Source organism: Streptomyces sp. NPDC006339, assembly GCF_040612775.1.
Lineage (GTDB): Bacteria > Actinomycetota > Actinomycetes > Streptomycetales > Streptomycetaceae > Streptomyces.
Genome location: NZ_JBEXQW010000017.1, coordinates 26,238 through 42,035 on the forward strand (window position 1 = coordinate 26,238; position 15,798 = coordinate 42,035).

General features: G+C 71.5%; 13 protein-coding genes. 8 read left to right on the forward strand and 5 right to left on the reverse strand.

Features of this window, described 5'->3' with window-relative positions; genetic code table 11:
* Positions 1–68: 68 nt before the first annotated feature.
* Entirely contained in the window at positions 69–1,076 is a 1,008-nt protein-coding gene (locus ABZ135_RS15920) for a glycoside hydrolase family 6 protein (protein WP_356695992.1), read from the reverse strand.
* A 347-nt stretch (positions 1,077–1,423) separates the two neighbouring features.
* On the opposite strand from ABZ135_RS15920, the gene ABZ135_RS15925 reads away from it, so the two are divergent.
* From ABZ135_RS15925 to ABZ135_RS15935, 3 genes are all read left to right on the forward strand, one after another.
* Positions 1,424–1,933, forward strand: coding sequence for a MarR family transcriptional regulator (locus ABZ135_RS15925; protein WP_356695994.1), 510 nt, complete (start codon positions 1,424–1,426; stop codon positions 1,931–1,933).
* Between the two features lie 127 nt (positions 1,934–2,060).
* Complete coding sequence (locus tag ABZ135_RS15930; protein ID WP_356695996.1) at positions 2,061–2,393, forward strand: DUF3817 domain-containing protein; 333 nt, start codon at positions 2,061–2,063, stop codon at positions 2,391–2,393.
* Between the two features lie 73 nt (positions 2,394–2,466).
* A complete protein-coding gene (locus ABZ135_RS15935; RefSeq protein WP_356695998.1) occupies positions 2,467–4,167 on the forward strand; it encodes a methylmalonyl-CoA mutase family protein in 1,701 nt (566 codons plus the stop codon).
* A 110-nt stretch (positions 4,168–4,277) separates the two neighbouring features.
* Here the strand turns inward: ABZ135_RS15935 and ABZ135_RS15940 are convergent, their stop codons facing one another.
* Positions 4,278–4,904: a TetR/AcrR family transcriptional regulator gene (locus ABZ135_RS15940; protein WP_356696000.1), complete on the reverse strand. Its 627-nt coding sequence runs from the start codon at positions 4,902–4,904 to the stop codon at positions 4,278–4,280.
* 296 nt (positions 4,905–5,200) lie between these two features.
* Between ABZ135_RS15940 and ABZ135_RS15945 the strand changes: the two genes are divergently transcribed.
* The 4 genes from ABZ135_RS15945 to ABZ135_RS15960 all read left to right on the forward strand — a co-directional run bounded on the left by ABZ135_RS15945 (position 5,201) and on the right by ABZ135_RS15960 (position 9,369).
* Positions 5,201–6,166 (forward strand): tetratricopeptide repeat protein, encoded by a 966-nt coding sequence (locus ABZ135_RS15945; RefSeq protein ID WP_356696002.1) that lies wholly within the window; start codon positions 5,201–5,203, stop codon positions 6,164–6,166.
* Between the two features lie 590 nt (positions 6,167–6,756).
* Entirely contained in the window at positions 6,757–7,407 is a 651-nt protein-coding gene (locus ABZ135_RS15950; protein ID WP_356696004.1) for a DUF6230 family protein, read from the forward strand.
* Between the two features lie 128 nt (positions 7,408–7,535).
* Positions 7,536–8,147 carry a DUF6114 domain-containing protein gene (locus ABZ135_RS15955; RefSeq protein ID WP_356696006.1) on the forward strand — a complete coding sequence of 204 codons (612 nt, stop codon included), beginning with the start codon at positions 7,536–7,538 and terminating at the stop codon, positions 8,145–8,147.
* Positions 8,137–9,369 carry a hypothetical protein gene (locus ABZ135_RS15960; RefSeq protein ID WP_356696008.1) on the forward strand — a complete coding sequence of 411 codons (1,233 nt, stop codon included), beginning with the start codon at positions 8,137–8,139 and terminating at the stop codon, positions 9,367–9,369. The genes ABZ135_RS15955 and ABZ135_RS15960 overlap by 11 nt, the downstream gene beginning before the upstream one ends.
* A gap of 98 nt (positions 9,370–9,467) precedes the next feature.
* Here the strand turns inward: ABZ135_RS15960 and pyk are convergent, their stop codons facing one another.
* The 3 genes from pyk to pta all read right to left on the reverse strand — a co-directional run bounded on the left by pyk (position 9,468) and on the right by pta (position 14,328).
* Entirely contained in the window at positions 9,468–10,898 is a 1,431-nt protein-coding gene (gene pyk / locus ABZ135_RS15965) for a pyruvate kinase (protein ID WP_356696010.1), read from the reverse strand.
* A 74-nt stretch (positions 10,899–10,972) separates the two neighbouring features.
* The gene (locus tag ABZ135_RS15970; RefSeq protein WP_356696012.1) at positions 10,973–12,238 is read right to left on the reverse strand and encodes an acetate kinase; all 1,266 of its coding nucleotides are present in this window, start codon (positions 12,236–12,238) and stop codon (positions 10,973–10,975) included.
* Positions 12,235–14,328 carry a phosphate acetyltransferase gene (pta, locus tag ABZ135_RS15975; RefSeq protein WP_356696014.1) on the reverse strand — a complete coding sequence of 698 codons (2,094 nt, stop codon included), beginning with the start codon at positions 14,326–14,328 and terminating at the stop codon, positions 12,235–12,237. The genes ABZ135_RS15970 and pta overlap by 4 nt, the downstream gene beginning before the upstream one ends.
* 291 nt (positions 14,329–14,619) lie before the next feature.
* On the opposite strand from pta, the gene ABZ135_RS15980 reads away from it, so the two are divergent.
* Positions 14,620–15,645 (forward strand): 6-phosphofructokinase, encoded by a 1,026-nt coding sequence (locus ABZ135_RS15980; protein WP_356696016.1) that lies wholly within the window; start codon positions 14,620–14,622, stop codon positions 15,643–15,645.
* Positions 15,646–15,798 lie beyond the last annotated feature (153 nt).

The window sequence follows — 15,798 nt, forward strand, 5'->3', positions numbered from 1 at the left end:
CGCCGGGGGCGCGGCGCGCGTCACGCCCCCGCCCGGCGGGGCGCCAGGTCGTCGCGCGGCGGTGCGCGTCAGGCTTTCGCGCGGCGGGCGAGGCCCAGCGCGTAGTCGGGCCACCAGGTCCCGGCGGCCGGGCCGCCCCGGCAGGTGCCGTCCGACTCGCCGGGCCGCTTGATCCACAGATACGCGTCGACCAGCTCGTCCCCGGTCCGGTCGGTCGGCGGCACGCCGAGCGCCCGGCCCGGCGGATTGCACCACGCGTCCGCCCGGTCGCCCGGCAGCGGGCCGAGGCCGTTGCGGCTGGTGTCCACCGTGAAGTGGGTGCCGCCGAGCAGCCGCGAAAGCCCCGCGCCGAAGCCGCGCACCACGTCGTTCGTCTGGAAGTTGGACACGTTGAGCGCGAAGCCGTCCGCCCGCGCGACGCCGGCCCGGCGCAGCGGCTCCACCAGCTTGGCCGGGGCGTCGATCCAGGCCGGGTTGCCGGCGTCCAGATAGACCCGGGTGCGCGGCTGCCGCTTGAAGCGCTCGACCGCCTCGGCGAGCAGCCCCAGCCGCTCGTCGTGGTACTGGGCCGGGGTGCAGCCGTCCACGATGTGCGGCACCGCGTCCGGCTCCAGGACGACGATCGCGGGCGCGTCCCCGATCGCGGAGGCGAAGGCGTCCACCCAGTCGCGGTAGGACCGCGCGTCGCGCGCCCCGCCGGCCGAGTACATCCCGCAGTCGCGGTGCGGGATGTTGTACGCGACGAGGACCACCGTCCGCCCCTCGGGCGCGGCGCCCTGCACCGCCTTCGTGACGTCCGGTACGGGATCGTCGCCGGCCGGCCACTGGGCCGCCGGCCGGTCCGCGATCCGCCGCATGATCCGGGCGTCCTCCGTACGGCCCTGCTTCTCGTACTCCTTCACCTGCCGGGCCGCGTCGCTGTCCGGGTCGACCCAGAACGGCGAGGCGGGCGTCGGCGGCGGCGCCTCGCCGCGCGAGGCGGGCGGCCCCACGGGGGAGACGGGCTCCTCCTCGCCGCATCCGGTGAGCAGCAGCGCGGTGGCGAGCACGACAGTGGCAAGGGAACGACGGGACATCCGGCCCCCAGGGTCGGCTACGGGACGGCAGGGCCCGCCGCGCGGACATACGCGACAGACCGGGTCATCCTGGCATAACGGTCAGTCGGTGTGCGGCTGCGACACCGCCGGCGCGATCCCCAGCGGCGTCCGCTCGTACAGCACCTGGTGCCCGTACCGGCGCGAGGCCAGCAGACCCGGCGTCGGCATGGCGGGCGCGGGACTCGCCGCAGACCCCCGTCCACACCGTGGTCACCGCGACCGGCGTCCTGGCCCTGCTCTGCCTCCTCGGCCTCGCCGCCGAAGTCCGGGCGACCGAAAGGCGAGACGCGGCTGACCGCCATATGACCAGTGGGTAAGGTCGACGCGTGCCGAAGCCGCTCAGTCTCCCGTTCGACCCCATCGCCCGCGCCGACGAACTCTGGCAGAAGCGCTGGGGTCCGGTCCCCTCGATGGCCGCGATCACCTCGATCATGCGCGCGCACCAGATCCTCCTCGCCGAGGTCGACGCCGTGGTCAAGCCGTACGGGCTGACCTTCGCCCGCTACGAGGCGCTGGTGCTGCTCACCTTCTCCAAGGCCGGCGAGCTGCCCATGTCCAAGATCGGCGAGCGGCTGATGGTCCACCCGACCTCGGTGACCAACACGGTCGACCGCCTGGTGAGGTCCGGCCTGGTCGACAAGCGGCCCAACCCCAACGACGGCCGCGGGACCCTGGCGTCGATCACCGAGAAGGGCCGCGAGGTGGTCGAGTCCGCCACCCGCGACCTGATGGCGATGGACTTCGGCCTGGGCGCGTACGACGCGGAGGAGTGCGCGGAGATCTTCGCGATGCTGCGCCCGCTGCGGGTCGCGGCGGGCGACTTCGACGAGGGATAGCTGAGCTCGGGGCGGCGCCCCTTCCCCGCCGGTGCGGGGCTGGTCCGACCATTCAGGTGCAGAGAACGAGAAGCATCACATGCTCCCCGCCAGCGCGGGGATTTTTCGGGCGGTTACGCTCGTAGCCATGAAATCCAGCGTGCTGACCCGCTACCGCGTCATGGCGTACGTGACCGCGGTCATGCTCCTCATTCTCTGTGCATGCATGGTCGCCAAGTATGGCTTCCACACCGGCGAGGACCTGACCTTCGCGGTCTCCCAGGCCCACGGCGTCCTCTACATCGTGTACCTCGTTTTCGCGTTCGATCTGGGCTCCAAGGCGCGCTGGCCGTTCGGCAAGCTGCTGTGGATCTTGCTGTCCGGGACGATTCCCTTCGTCGCCTTCTTCGTCGAGCGCAAGGTCACCCGCGAGACGCTTCCGCTGGTCAGCGGCGCGCAGCCGGCTCCGGCCAAGGTCTGACCCCCACCCCCGCGGCTCGCCCGCGGGGGTTTGCCATCGACATTTACTAGGACGTCCTAGTAAATTCGAAGACATGGACGCTGACGCCATCGAGGAAGGCCGCCGTCGCTGGCAGGCCCGTTACGACAAGGCCCGCAAGCGCGACGCCGACTTCACCACGCTCTCCGGGGACCCGGTCGACCCGGTCTACGGGCCCCGGCCCGGGGACACGTACGAGGGGTTCGAGCGGATCGGCTGGCCCGGTGAGTACCCCTTCACCCGCGGCCTGCACCCGACCGGCTACCGCGGCCGGACCTGGACCATCCGGCAGTTCGCCGGCTTCGGCAACGCCGAGCAGACCAACGAGCGCTACAAGATGATCCTGGCCGCCGGCGGCGGCGGGCTCTCGGTCGCCTTCGACATGCCGACCCTCATGGGGCGCGACTCCGACGACCCGCGCTCGCTCGGCGAGGTCGGCCACTGCGGTGTCGCCATCGACTCCGCCGCCGACATGGAGGTCCTCTTCAAGGACATCCCGCTCGGCGACGTCACCACCTCCATGACGATCTCCGGCCCGGCCGTCCCGGTCTTCTGCATGTACCTGGTCGCCGCCGAGCGCCAGGGCGTCGACCCGGCGGTGCTCAACGGCACGCTCCAGACCGACATCTTCAAGGAGTACATCGCGCAGAAGGAGTGGCTCTTCCAGCCCGAGCCGCACCTGCGCCTCATCGGCGACCTGATGGAGCACTGCGCGGCGAAGATCCCCGCGTACAAGCCGCTCTCCGTCTCCGGCTACCACATCCGCGAGGCCGGTGCGACGGCCGCGCAGGAGCTCGCGTACACCCTCGCCGACGGCTTCGGCTACGTGGAGCTCGGCCTGTCCCGCGGCCTCGACGTGGACGTCTTCGCGCCCGGCCTCTCCTTCTTCTTCGACGCCCACGTCGACTTCTTCGAGGAGATCGCCAAGTTCCGCGCCGCCCGCCGGATCTGGGCCCGCTGGATGAAGGAGGTCTACGGCGCGAGGACGGACAAGGCGCAGTGGCTGCGCTTCCACACCCAGACCGCCGGTGTCTCGCTCACCGCCCAGCAGCCGTACAACAACGTCGTACGGACCGCGGTCGAGGCGCTCGCCGCCGTCCTCGGCGGCACCAACTCGCTGCACACCAACGCCCTCGACGAGACCCTCGCGCTCCCCAGCGAGCAGGCCGCCGAGATCGCGCTGCGCACCCAGCAGGTGCTGATGGAGGAGACCGGCGTCGCCAACGTGGCCGACCCGCTGGGCGGCTCCTGGTACGTCGAGCAGCTCACCGACCGGATCGAGGCCGACGCCGAGAAGATCTTCGACCAGATCAAGGAGCGCGGCCTGCGCGCCCACCCGGACGGGCGGCACCCGATCGGTCCGATCACCTCCGGCATCCTGCGCGGCATCGAGGACGGCTGGTTCACCGGCGAGATCGCCGAGTCGGCCTTCCGCTACCAGCAGGCCCTGGAGAAGGGTGACAAGCGGGTCGTCGGCGTCAACGTGCACCACGGCTCGGTCACCGGCGACCTGGAGATCCTGCGGGTCAGCCACGAGGTCGAGCGGGAGCAGGTCCGGGTGCTCGGCGAGCGCAAGGGCCGCCGCGACGAGGCGAAGGTGAAGTCCTGCCTGGACGCCATGCTGGCGGCGGCCCGGGACGGCTCCAACATGATCGGCCCGATGCTGGACGCCGTGCGGGCGGAGGCCACGCTCGGCGAGATCTGCGGTGTGCTCCGCGACGAGTGGGGCGTCTACACCGAGCCCCCGGGCTTCTAGCCGTCCCCCATCGAGCATCGGCGCCCTCGTACGACCTCCGGGTCGTGCGGGGGCGCCGCGGTGTGTCCGTCGCCCGGACTCGTCCGAGGCTCTTCCGGGGGGGCCGGTGTCTACAGCTCGGCCGCCGCCGTGAGACCGCCGAGCAGCAGGGCCGTCAGGCGGCGCACCCACGCCTGGTCCACCGGTTCGGCGCTCACCAGGGCCCGGTGCACCACCGCGCCCGCGACCACGTCGAAGATCAGGTCGTCGACGGCCTCGACGGTCGCCGGGTCGCGCTCCGCGGGGAGCTCGCCGCGCTCCTGGGCGCGCTGCCGGCCCTCCAGGACCAGGCGCTTCTGGCGGTCCACGATCGAGGCGCGGATGCGCTCGCGCAGCGGCTCGTCGCGGGTGGACTCGGCGACCACGGCCATCAGGGCGGTCTTGGTCTCGGGGCGTTCGAGGAGCGCGGCGAACTGGAGGACGACGTCCTCGATGTCGGCCGGGAGGGAACCGAGGTCGGGCAGCCGGAGTTCATCGAAGAGGACGGCGACGGCGTCGACGACGAGCTCGTTCTTGTTGTTCCAGCGCCGGTAGAGGGTGGTCTTGGCGACCCCGGCCCGGGACGCCACGTCTCCCATGGTCAGCCTGGACCAGCCCAGCTCCACCAGGGCCGCCCGGGTCGCCTCCAGGATGGCCGTGTCGGCCTCGGCGGAACGGGGGCGTCCGGGGCGGGCGCGAGAGCGGGTACGGCTGCACATGGAGGTCGACCATACCCGCCGGTAGGTATTGCGCCAGAGGCCGGTCGTGTGAGGCAGTTCACCCCCGGGGTCTCCCCAAGATCGGGGCCTGGGGATTACGCTACGACGCGTAGCGAAAGGCTCGGGGTTCGCCCCTCGACGCCCCTCGCGACAACCACAGCGCCGGGTGGGGACCCGGCACCACGCCGGGTGGGGACCCGGCGCGTACGAACAGCAGACCGTGTCGTCCTGCCCGCGGGCGGCGCGGTTCGGCCATCGCTTACCGGTTACGCGCGCGGAAGGGGGAGGATGTAGCCATGCAGCCCCGAAACATGTCCATGAGCGGCGTCGTCGACCTCGCCGCGGTGAAGGCGGCCGGTGAGGCCAAGGCGAAGGCGGAGCAGGCGCGCGCCGAGGCGGCCCGGCAGGGCGGGACGGCGGCCGTCGCCCCCTCCGCCCTGGTGATCGACGTCGACGAGGCCGGCTTCGAGCGCGAGGTGCTCCAGCGTTCCGCCGAGGTTCCGGTCGTCATCGACTTCTGGGCCGAGTGGTGCGAGCCGTGCAAGCAGCTCGGCCCCCTTCTGGAGCGGCTCGCCGTCGAGTACAACGGCCGCTTCCTGCTCGCCAAGGTCGACGTCGACGCCAACCAGATGCTGATGCAGCAGTTCGGCATCCAGGGAATTCCGGCCGTTTTCGCGGTGGTCGCCGGCCAGGCGCTGCCGCTCTTCCAGGGCGCGGCCCCCGAGGCGCAGATCCGCCAGACCCTCGACCAGCTCGTCCAGGTCGCCGAGGAGCGCTTCGGTCTCACCGGCATCCAGGTCGACCCCGAGGCCGACCCGCACGCCGCGGCTTCCGTGCCGGCCGGTCCGTACGACGCCCTCCTCGAGGCGGCCATGTCCGCGCTCGACGCGGGTGACCTGGCCGGTGCCGTCCAGGCGTACAAGAACGTCCTCGTGGACGACCCGGGTCACCCGGAGGCCAAGCTCGGGCTCGCGCAGGCCGAGCTGCTCCAGCGGGTGCAGGCGATGGATCCGGCCGAGGTGCGCAAGAAGGCGGCGGACGACCCGTCGGACGTCACCGCGCAGATCGCCGCCGCCGACCTGGATCTGGTGGGCGGTCATGTCCAGGACGCCTTCGGGCGGCTGGTGGACGCGGTGCGCCGTACGGCGGGCGAGGACCGGGACGCGGCGCGGCTGCGGCTGCTCGAGCTGTTCGAGGTCATCGGTCCCGAGGACCCGCGGGTGACGACGGCCCGCCAGGCCCTGGCGAGGGCCCTGTACTGAGCCGACCGCCCCGTCCGTACGGGGACGATTTGGCGACACAGTGACATTCGGCGGCCGCGCTTTACCAAAACTTGGTAATCGCGGCCGCTGTTACTTGCAGTAAATCGAACCTGGATTTCTGTCCGGATTTCTCCGACCTCATCGCTCTTTGTCGCATCAGGTGGCGGCACCCTGTGTCGCCATCCGGCGGCAGCCTGTCGTGCCGGGGTTATCAGGCCGTTACTAGTGAGTAACGAACCCCCTTGTGCGGGCGCCCGGAATCGACCACGATCGGCGACGCTCGGTCCGACACCGCACCAGCCCGGCAACCCGCCGGCGGGGCGGCGGCGGGTCCCCACCGGGCGGGCCGGCGGCAGCGTCGCCGGCCGTGGACAGGGGGGTTCCTGCTCTGACCGGCAGGGCCTGTCCAATCCGGCCACACACACGGCGTGGCCAGTGGTTGTCGCTCGGGGGTGATCGCCGGTGATTCGGACGCGCATCGTGCCGCCTGAGCCTTCGGCGCTCTCCTTCCCGAGGACGTAGCACTTCTCCCATCCCAGGACGGGCCCTGGGCCCATCCGGAGATGTACGTCCGAGAAGGAGGAATTCTCATGAAGTCCCAGGTTCGTGGCGGGACCAGATGGAAGCGGTTCGCCGTCGTCATGGTGCCGAGCGTGGCCGCGACGGCCGCGATCGGGGTCGGCCTGGCCCAGGGCGCGCTCGCCGCGTCCTTCAGCATCTCCGGCCAGGAGTTCAAGGTCAAAACCGACAGCCTCGTCGGTAACGACTTCGTCCAGTACGGCAGCGTGAACGTCGGCAAGGACCTGGAGGGCAAGGACTTCGCGGCTCCGGTCGCGGTCTCCGGCTTCTCCGAGGCGTGGATCACCAACATGTGCCAGTCCGTGGTGACCCCGCACGTCCCGTTCGTCGGCGACGTGACGCTGCAGCTCACGGCCGGAACCGGCAAGGACAAGGTCTACGCGAAGAACATCTACCTGGATGTCTCCTCGCTCAAGACCGACGCCGAGTTCACCAACATCGACATCGGCGTCGCCGCCGGCAACCTGGCCAAGGCGCCGGGCAAGCCGGGCATCCAGCCCAACACCAAGGCGAACCCGTACGGCTTCGGCCAGCGCGCCGAGGTCGCGAAGCTCTCCAACGTCGAGCAGAAGGCGTGGGCGACCACCGCCGGCACCTTCAAGCTGCCCGACCTCAACCTGTCCCTGCACCGGGGCAAGGGCGACAAGGTCGAGTGCTTCTGAGGCAGCGGTCCCTCCAGGACTGACGCCTCAGGGTGGGGGACCGTCGTGCGCGGCCCCCACCCGCTCCGACCGCGTGCCCCCTTTTTCACCCTCTTTCTCAGCAACACCGCTTTCAGGGAGCTGTTTCCATGAGCGCCGAGTCCACTGCTTCCAGCGGAGTCCCCCAGGAGAACCGGTTCCGTGTCTGGCGGCAGACCCGGCCCTTCTGGGCCGGTCTGTTCACCATCATCGGCGGCATTCCGATCGCCTACCTCCCGTACGGGGACATGCGGCTCGGCAACGTCACGCTCGCCATGGCGACGACGGCCGGCGCCGGCGCGCTGATCATCGGTGTCCTGCTCATCACGCTCGGCCTGACGATGTGGTTCCAGCCCGTCGTCCGGGTCTTCGCGGGCGTCGCGGCGATCGTCCTGGGGCTCATCTCCATCCCCGTGTCGAACTTCGGCGGCCTGGTCGTCGGCTTCCTCTTCGCCCTGATCGGCGGCGGCATGTCCGCCTCGTGGGCACCGGCGGAACCGGCCGCGGAGGAAGCGGAGGCCGCGGAGGCCGCGGGGGCCGCCGGGGTCGCGGAGGCGGGCGCCGGGCAGGGCGACGCCCCGGACGCGTTCGACACCGCCCCGGCCGAGCACGCGCACATGCACGACGGCACGACGCAGCCGCTGATCCCGCAGCAGGGTTCCGAGGCGCCGGTGGCCGAGACGACGATCGAAGTCAACGGCGGGAGGAACAGTGCGGGGTGACGAAACACAGTCGGCCGGGACGACGAGAGGACCGCGCCACGCGGCCCCTCGCAAGTCCTTCCTGAACAAGATCCACGTGCCGGCGGGCAAGGCGATGGCTCTCGCGGCCATGCCGACCGCGGTGATCGTGGGCATGGGCCTGGCCCCCCGGCTCGCCCTCGCCGACGAGAAGGACATCCCCTTCGCCCCCGGCCCCTGCGTGACCCGCTCGGACGAACCGACGGCCGAGGAGAGCACGAAGCCCGCGGAGACGGCGAGCCCGAAGCCCACGGCGAGCGCGACGGCGACCCCGAGCGCCACCGCCACCGAGAAGCCCGGCCCGGAGACCTCCGCGACCACCGTGCCGAAGCCGACGGCGACCTCCGGCACGACGGTCCGCGAGGAGCCGACGGCGACGCCCTCGCCGACCCCGACGGCCACGAAGTCCGTCAACCCGCTCGACCCGCTGGGCGTCGGCGACGCGCTCAAGGACCTGCTCGACGGACCGGACGGGACGACGGCCCCGACACCCACGCCCACGCCGACCGCCACCGGGTCCGGCGCGCCCGCCCCCGCCCCCACCGGCAGCACGCCGCCGAAGACCACCGCCCCGGTCGACAAGGCCGCCGACCGCACCAAGGAGGCCATCGAGAAGGCCGCCGAAGAGGCCGGCGCGACGACCGAGGAACTGCCCGACTCCGCCAAGGGCCTCGACGCCAAGAAGGACGAGGACATCCCGGACGGCGCCAAGCCGCGCTTCCCGTGCCCCGAGCCGGACCCGGAGGCCCTCGCCGCGGCGGAGCTGGAGACCGGCATGCCGCTCCTGCCCGACGAGGCGTGGACCCTGCGGACCACGATGCTCACCCTGCGCGGCCTGGACTACAAGGGCATCGTCGAGGTCAAGACGGCCAGTGGAAAGGTCAAGAAGGTCCTCAAGTTCACCGCGGACGAGATCGACATCAAGGACCTGCACCAGCTCACCGTCCACTCCGACGGCCTGACCGGCCACGTCCGCTCCGACAAGGGCTCGACCTCCACCATGCGCGGCGGCACGGTGACCATGTACACGGAGGAGCTGAAGGGCAACCTCTTCGGTCTCATCCCGGTCACCTTCAGCCCGCAGACCCCGCCGCCGCTGAACGTGCCCTTCGCCTTCTTCTCCGACGCAACGGTGAAGCAGGCCGGTCAGTTCGGCGGCACCCTCAAGGTCCCCGGCCTGCGCAACACCGTCGAGCCCGACTGACGGCTCGACGGCTCCCCGCAGCGCGGTGGCCCCGCACACACGACCGTGGCCGCGTCCCCGACGGGGACGCGGCCACGGTCACGCGGGGGTGAGCGGCGTCAGGCGCGCTCGCCGCCCCCGAGGTGGTGCACCCGGACCATGTTGGTGGTGCCGGGGACGCCGGGGGGCGAGCCGGCCGTGATGACCATGGTGTCGCCGGCGTTGTAGCGCTGGAGCTTCAGCAGCTCGGCGTCGACCAGGTCGACCATGGCGTCGGTGGTCTCCACGAACGGGACGAGGAAGGACTCCACGCCCCAGCTCAGGGTGAGCTGGTTGCGGGTCGACTCGTCCGTCGTGAAGGCGAGGATCGGCTGCTGCGCCCGGTAGCGCGAGAGCCGGCGGGCGGTGTCGCCGGACTGGGTGAAGGCGATGAGCGCCTTGCCGTTCAGGAAGTCCGCGATCTCGCAGGCCGCGCGGGCGACCGAACCGCCCTGCGTACGCGGCTTCTTGCCCGGGACCAGGGGCTGGAGGCCCTTGGCGAGCAGCTCCTCCTCGGCCGCGGCGACGATCTTCGACATCGTCTTGACGGTCTCGATCGGGTAGGCGCCGACGCTCGACTCGGCCGACAGCATGACCGCGTCCGCGCCGTCCAGGATCGCGTTGGCGACGTCGCTCGCCTCGGCGCGGGTCGGCCGCGAGTTGGTGATCATCGACTCCATCATCTGGGTGGCGACGATGACCGGCTTGGCGTTGCGGCGGCACATCTCCACGAGGCGCTTCTGCACCATCGGGACCTTCTCGAGCGGGTACTCCACGGCGAGGTCGCCGCGCGCCACCATCACGGCGTCGAAGGCGGCGACGACGTCCGCCATGTTCTCGACCGCCTGCGGCTTCTCCACCTTGGCGATGACGGGGACCCGGCGGCCCTCCTCGTCCATCACCTTGTGGACGTCCTTGACGTCGTCGGCGTTGCGGACGAAGGACAGCGCGACCATGTCGCAGCCCATGCGGAGCGCGAAGCGGAGGTCCTCGACGTCCTTCTCCGACAGGGCCGGGACGTTGACCGCGGCGCCGGGCAGGTTGATGCCCTTGTGGTCGGAGATGACCCCGCCCTCGACGACGATCGTCTTCACCCGCGGGCCCTCGACCTCGACGACGCGCAGCTCGACGTTGCCGTCGTTGATCAGGACCTGGTCGCCCTTGGACACGTCCCCGGGCAGGCCCTTGTACGTGGTGCCGCAGATGGACTTGTCGCCGGGGACGTCCTCGGTGGTGATGGTGAACTCGTCACCGCGCACCAGCTCGACGGGGCCCTCGGCGAAGGTCTCCAGACGGATCTTGGGGCCCTGGAGGTCGGCGAGCACACCCACGGCGCGGCCGGTGTCCGCCACCGCCCTGCGGAGGCGGTCGTACCGCTCCTGGTGCTCTGCCTGGGTCCCGTGGCTCATGTTGAAACGGGCCACGTTCATGCCGGCCTCGATGAGAGCCTTGAGCTGCTCATACGAGTCGACGGCGGGGCCCAGCGTGCAGACGATTTTGGAACGGCGCATGAGGCGGATCCTATCGGTTTGTTTCACTGCGGAATATTCCGTCTGGCGGAAAGTACAAATGGGCGGGGGGCCGCTCAGGCGTTCACTTCTCCGGACGTCGATTCGGGCGCGCCCTGCACCAGGGCGAAGCTCTGCCGGGCGATCTCCAGCTCCTCGTCGGTCGGGACGACGGCCACCGCCACCCGCGCGTACTCCGGCGAGATGATCCGGGCCTCGTCGGAGCGCACGGCGTTCAGGTCGGCGTCCACCGCCAGGCCCAGCTCCTCCAGGCCCGCGATCGCAGCTTCCCGCACCGGCGCCGCGTTCTCACCGACCCCCGCCGTGAACACCACCGCGTCCACCCGGCCGAGCACCGCGTAGTACGCCCCGATGTACTTCTTCAGGCGGTGGATGTAGACGTCGAAGGCCAGCGCCGCCCGCTCGTCGCCCTCGTCGATCCGGCGCCGGATCTCCCGCATGTCGTTGTCGCCGCACAGCCCGACGAGACCGGACCGCTTGTTCAGCAGGGCGTCGATCTCGTCCGTCGTCATCCCGGCCACCCGCTTGAGGTGGAAGGTCACCGCCGGGTCGATGTCGCCCGAGCGGGTGCCCATGACCAGGCCCTCCAGCGGCGTGAGCCCCATCGAGGTGTCCACGCACCGGCCGCCCGCCACCGCCGAGGCGGAGGCCCCGTTGCCCAGGTGCAGCACGATCACGTTCACCTCCTCCGGCGCCCTGCCGAGCAGCCTCGCCGCCTCCCGGGAGACGTACGCGTGCGAGGTGCCGTGGAAGCCGTAGCGGCGGATCCGGTACGTGTCGGCGGTCTCCACGTCGATCGCGTAGCGCGCCGCCGCCTCCGGCATCGTGGTGTGGAAGGCCGTGTCGAAGACCGCCACCTGCGGCAGATCGGGCCGCAGCGTCATCGCCGTACGGATGCCGACGATGTTCGCCGGGTTGTGCAGCGGCGCCACCGGCACCAGCCGCTCGATCTCGGCCAGCACCTCCTCGTCGATGACGGTCGGCGCGGTGAACCTCAGGCCGCCGTGCACCACCCGGTGGCCGATCGCGGCCAGTTGGGGGGAGTCCAGGCCGAGACCGTCGGCCGCCAGCTCCTCGGAGACCGCCTTCAGGGCCGCCGCGTGGTCGGCGACGGCCCCGCTCCGCTCACGCTTCTCGCCGCCGCCCAGCAGCGGCGTGTGGACCAGCCGCGAGCGCGGCTCGCCGATCCGCTCCACCAGGCCGACCGCGAGACGGCTGCCGTCCTTCATGTCGAGCAACTGGTACTTCACCGACGAGGAGCCGGAGTTGAGGACGAGGACACGCGTGGGGGAGGGGGCGGGGGACGGGGTGGGGGCGGTCATGCGGGGAGCTCCTGACCCTGGGCGGGGTTCTGGGACTGGATCGCCGTGATGGCGACGGTGTTGACGATGTCGCTGACGAGCGCGCCGCGCGAGAGGTCGTTCACGGGCTTGCGCAGACCCTGGAGCACCGGGCCGACGGCGACCGCGCCGGCCGAGCGCTGCACGGCCTTGTAGGTGTTGTTGCCGGTGTTGAGGTCCGGGAAGATCAGCACGCTGGCCTGGCCGGCCACCTCCGAGCCGGGCAGCTTGGTCGCCGCGACGGAGGGCTCGACGGCCGCGTCGTACTGGATCGGGCCCTCGATCTTCAGCTCCGGCCGGCTCTCGCGGACCAGCTTGGTCGCCTCGCGCACCTTGTCGACGTCGGCGCCGGAGCCGGAGGTGCCGGTGGAGTACGAGAGCATCGCGATCCGCGGCTCCACGCCGAAACGGGCGGCGGTGGCCGCCGACTGCACGGCGATGTCGGCGAGCTGCTCGGCGTTCGGGTCCGGGTTGACCGCGCAGTCGCCGTACACCAGCACCTTGTCCGCCAGGCACATGAAGAAGACGGAGGAGACGATCCGCGCGTCCGGCTTGGTCTTGATGATCTCGAAGGCCGGGCGGATGGTCGCCGCCGTGGAGTGCACCGAGCCGGACACCATGCCGTCGGCCAGGCCCTCCTGCACCATCAGGGTGCCGAAGTAGTTCACGTCCGACACCACGTCGTACGCCAGCTCCACGGTGACGCCCTTGTGGGCGCGCAGCGCCGCGTACTTCTCGGCGAAGGAGTCCCGCAGCTCCGAGGTCTGCGGGTCGATCAACTGCGTGTCGCGCAGGTCCACGCTCAGGTCGGCGGCCTTCCTGCGGATGGCCTCGACGTCGCCGAGCAGCGTCAGGTCGCAGACGTCGCGCCGGATCAGCACGTCGGCGGCGCGCAGCACCCGCTCCTCGGTGCCCTCGGGCAGGACGACCCGGCGGCGGTCGGCGCGGGCCTGCTCCAGGAGCTCGTGCTCGAACATCATCGGGGTGACCCGGCCGCTGCGGGCCACGGAGAGCCGCCCGAGCAGCTCGGCCGTGTCGACATGGCGCTCGAAGAGGCCGAGGGCGGTCTCCGCCTTGCGCGGGGTGGCCGCGTTCAGCTTGCCCTCCAGGGCGAAGAGCTCGGCGGCGGTGGGGAAGCTGTTGCCCGGGACGGAGATGACCGGGGTGCCCGGCGCGAGGCGGGCGGCCAGGGTGAGGATCTCGTCGCTGGGCCGCTCGTTGAGGGTCAGGAGCACACCGGCGATCGGCGGGGTGCCGGCCGAGTGCGCGGCGAGCGCGCCGACGACCAGGTCGGCCCGGTCCCCGGGGGTGACCACCAGGCAGCCCGGGGTCAGCGCGTTCAGGAAGTTCGGCAGCATCGCGCCGCCGAAGACGAAGTCCAGGGCGTCGCGGGCCAGACCGGCGTCGTCGCCGAGGACGACGGTCGCGCCGAGCGCGTGGGTGATCTGGGCGACGGTCGGCGCGGCGAGGCTCGGGTCGTCCGGCAGCACGTAGCAGGGCACCGGCAGCCGGGCCGAGAGCCGCTCCCCGATCGCGGCCCGGTCCTCGGCGGCGACCCGGTTGACCACCATCGCGAGCACGTCGCAGCCGAGGCCGTCGTAGGCGCGGAAGGCGTTGCGGGCCTCGGCCCGCACGGACTCGGCGGGCTGGCCCTTGCCGCCGACCACGGGGATCACGGAGGCGCCGAACTCGTTGGCGAGCCGCGCGTTGAGCGCCAGCTCGTCGGGCAGTTGGGTGGCGGCGAAGTCGGTGCCGAGGACGAGGACGACCTCGTAGTCCCGGGCGACCGCGTGGAAGCGGTCCACCAGCCGGGACACCAGCTCGTCGGTGCCCCGCTCGGCCTGGAGCGAGGACGCCTCGTGGTAGTCCATGCCGTACACGGTGGCGGCGTCCTGGCTCAGCCGGTAGCGGCTCCGCAGGAGGTCGAACAGGCGATCGGGGCCGTCGTGCACCAGCGGACGGAACACCCCCACCCGGTCCACCTGGCGGGTCAGGAGCTCCATGACTCCCAGCTCGACGACCTGGCGGCCGTCTCCGCGGTCGATCCCGGTCACGTACACGCTGCGCGTCACGCCGTGTTCTCCTGTGTCCTTCGAAGTCGTTCAGGTGTCATCGGGCACCACTCCGGCGTCAATCGAGTGTGTTCAAAAAACCCCGATAGGGTGGCAATGCCCTCTTGACAATACCCCCGCAGATCGATACGACGCCCGCCGGACGAAGGGCCCGAATCCATGGGACGAAGGGCCTCGGAGGGCCCCGCGGCCCCGGACGCGCGGGCCGTGGAGAGCGCGCCCGCACCCGGAGACCGTGTGAGAATCGACGCGGCTCACACGTACGACTACCCGAGCAGGAGACACGTCACCATGCGCATCGGAGTTCTGACAGCGGGCGGCGACTGTCCCGGCCTGAACGCGGTGATCCGGTCGATCGTGCACCGGGCCGTGACCCACTACGGCGACGAGGTCATCGGCTTCGAGGACGGCTACGCGGGCCTGCTCGACGGGCGCTACCGCCCCCTCGACCTGAACGCCGTCAGCGGCATCCTCGCCCGCGGCGGCACCATTCTCGGCTCCTCCCGCCTGGAGCGCGACCGCTTCCGCGCGGCCTGCGACAACGCCAAGGAACTGATCGAGAAGAGCGGCTTCGACGCGCTCGTCCCCATCGGCGGCGAGGGCACCCTCACCGCCGCCCGGATGCTCTCCGAGGTGGGCGTGCCCGTCGTCGGCGTCCCGAAGACCATCGACAACGACATCTCCTCCACCGACCGCACCTTCGGCTTCGACACCGCCGTCGGCGTCGCCACCGAGGCCATGGACCGGCTCAAGACCACCGCCGAGTCCCACCAGCGCGTCATGGTCGTCGAGGTGATGGGCCGGCACGCCGGCTGGATCGCCCTGGAGTCCGGCATGGCCGGCGGCGCCCACGGCATCTGCCTGCCCGAGCGGCCCTTCGACCCGGCCGACCTGGTCAAGCTGGTCGAGGAGCGCTTCGCCCGCGGCAAGAAGTTCGCCGTCATCTGCGTCGCCGAGGGCGCCCACCCCGCCGAGGGCACCATGGACTACGGCAAGGGCGCCATCGACCAGTTCGGCCACGAGCGCTTCCAGGGCATCGGCACGGCCCTCGCGTACGAGCTGGAGAAGCGCCTCGGCAAGGAGGCCCGGCCCGTCATCCTCGGCCACGTCCAGCGCGGCGGCACGCCGACCGCGTACGACCGGGTGCTCGCCACCCGCTTCGGCTGGCACGCGGTGGAGGCCGTGCACCGCGGCGAGTTCGGCAACATGACCGCGCTGCGCGGCACCGACATCCGGATGGTGCCGCTCGCCGAGGCCGTCACCCAGCTCAAGACCGTCCCGGCGGACCGGATGCGCGAGGCCGAGTCGGTCTTCTGACCGAGGCCCCGGTGGTCCCCCGTCACCGGCCCCGATCGTCCCCCCCCGTGGACGATCGGGGCCGAATCCATGCTTGAGCCCGGCGCCGGGATCGACAAGGCTTGAGCCTGTCCCGGACATGTCCCGACCCGGTCCGGGCCGGGGCCCGGCGGA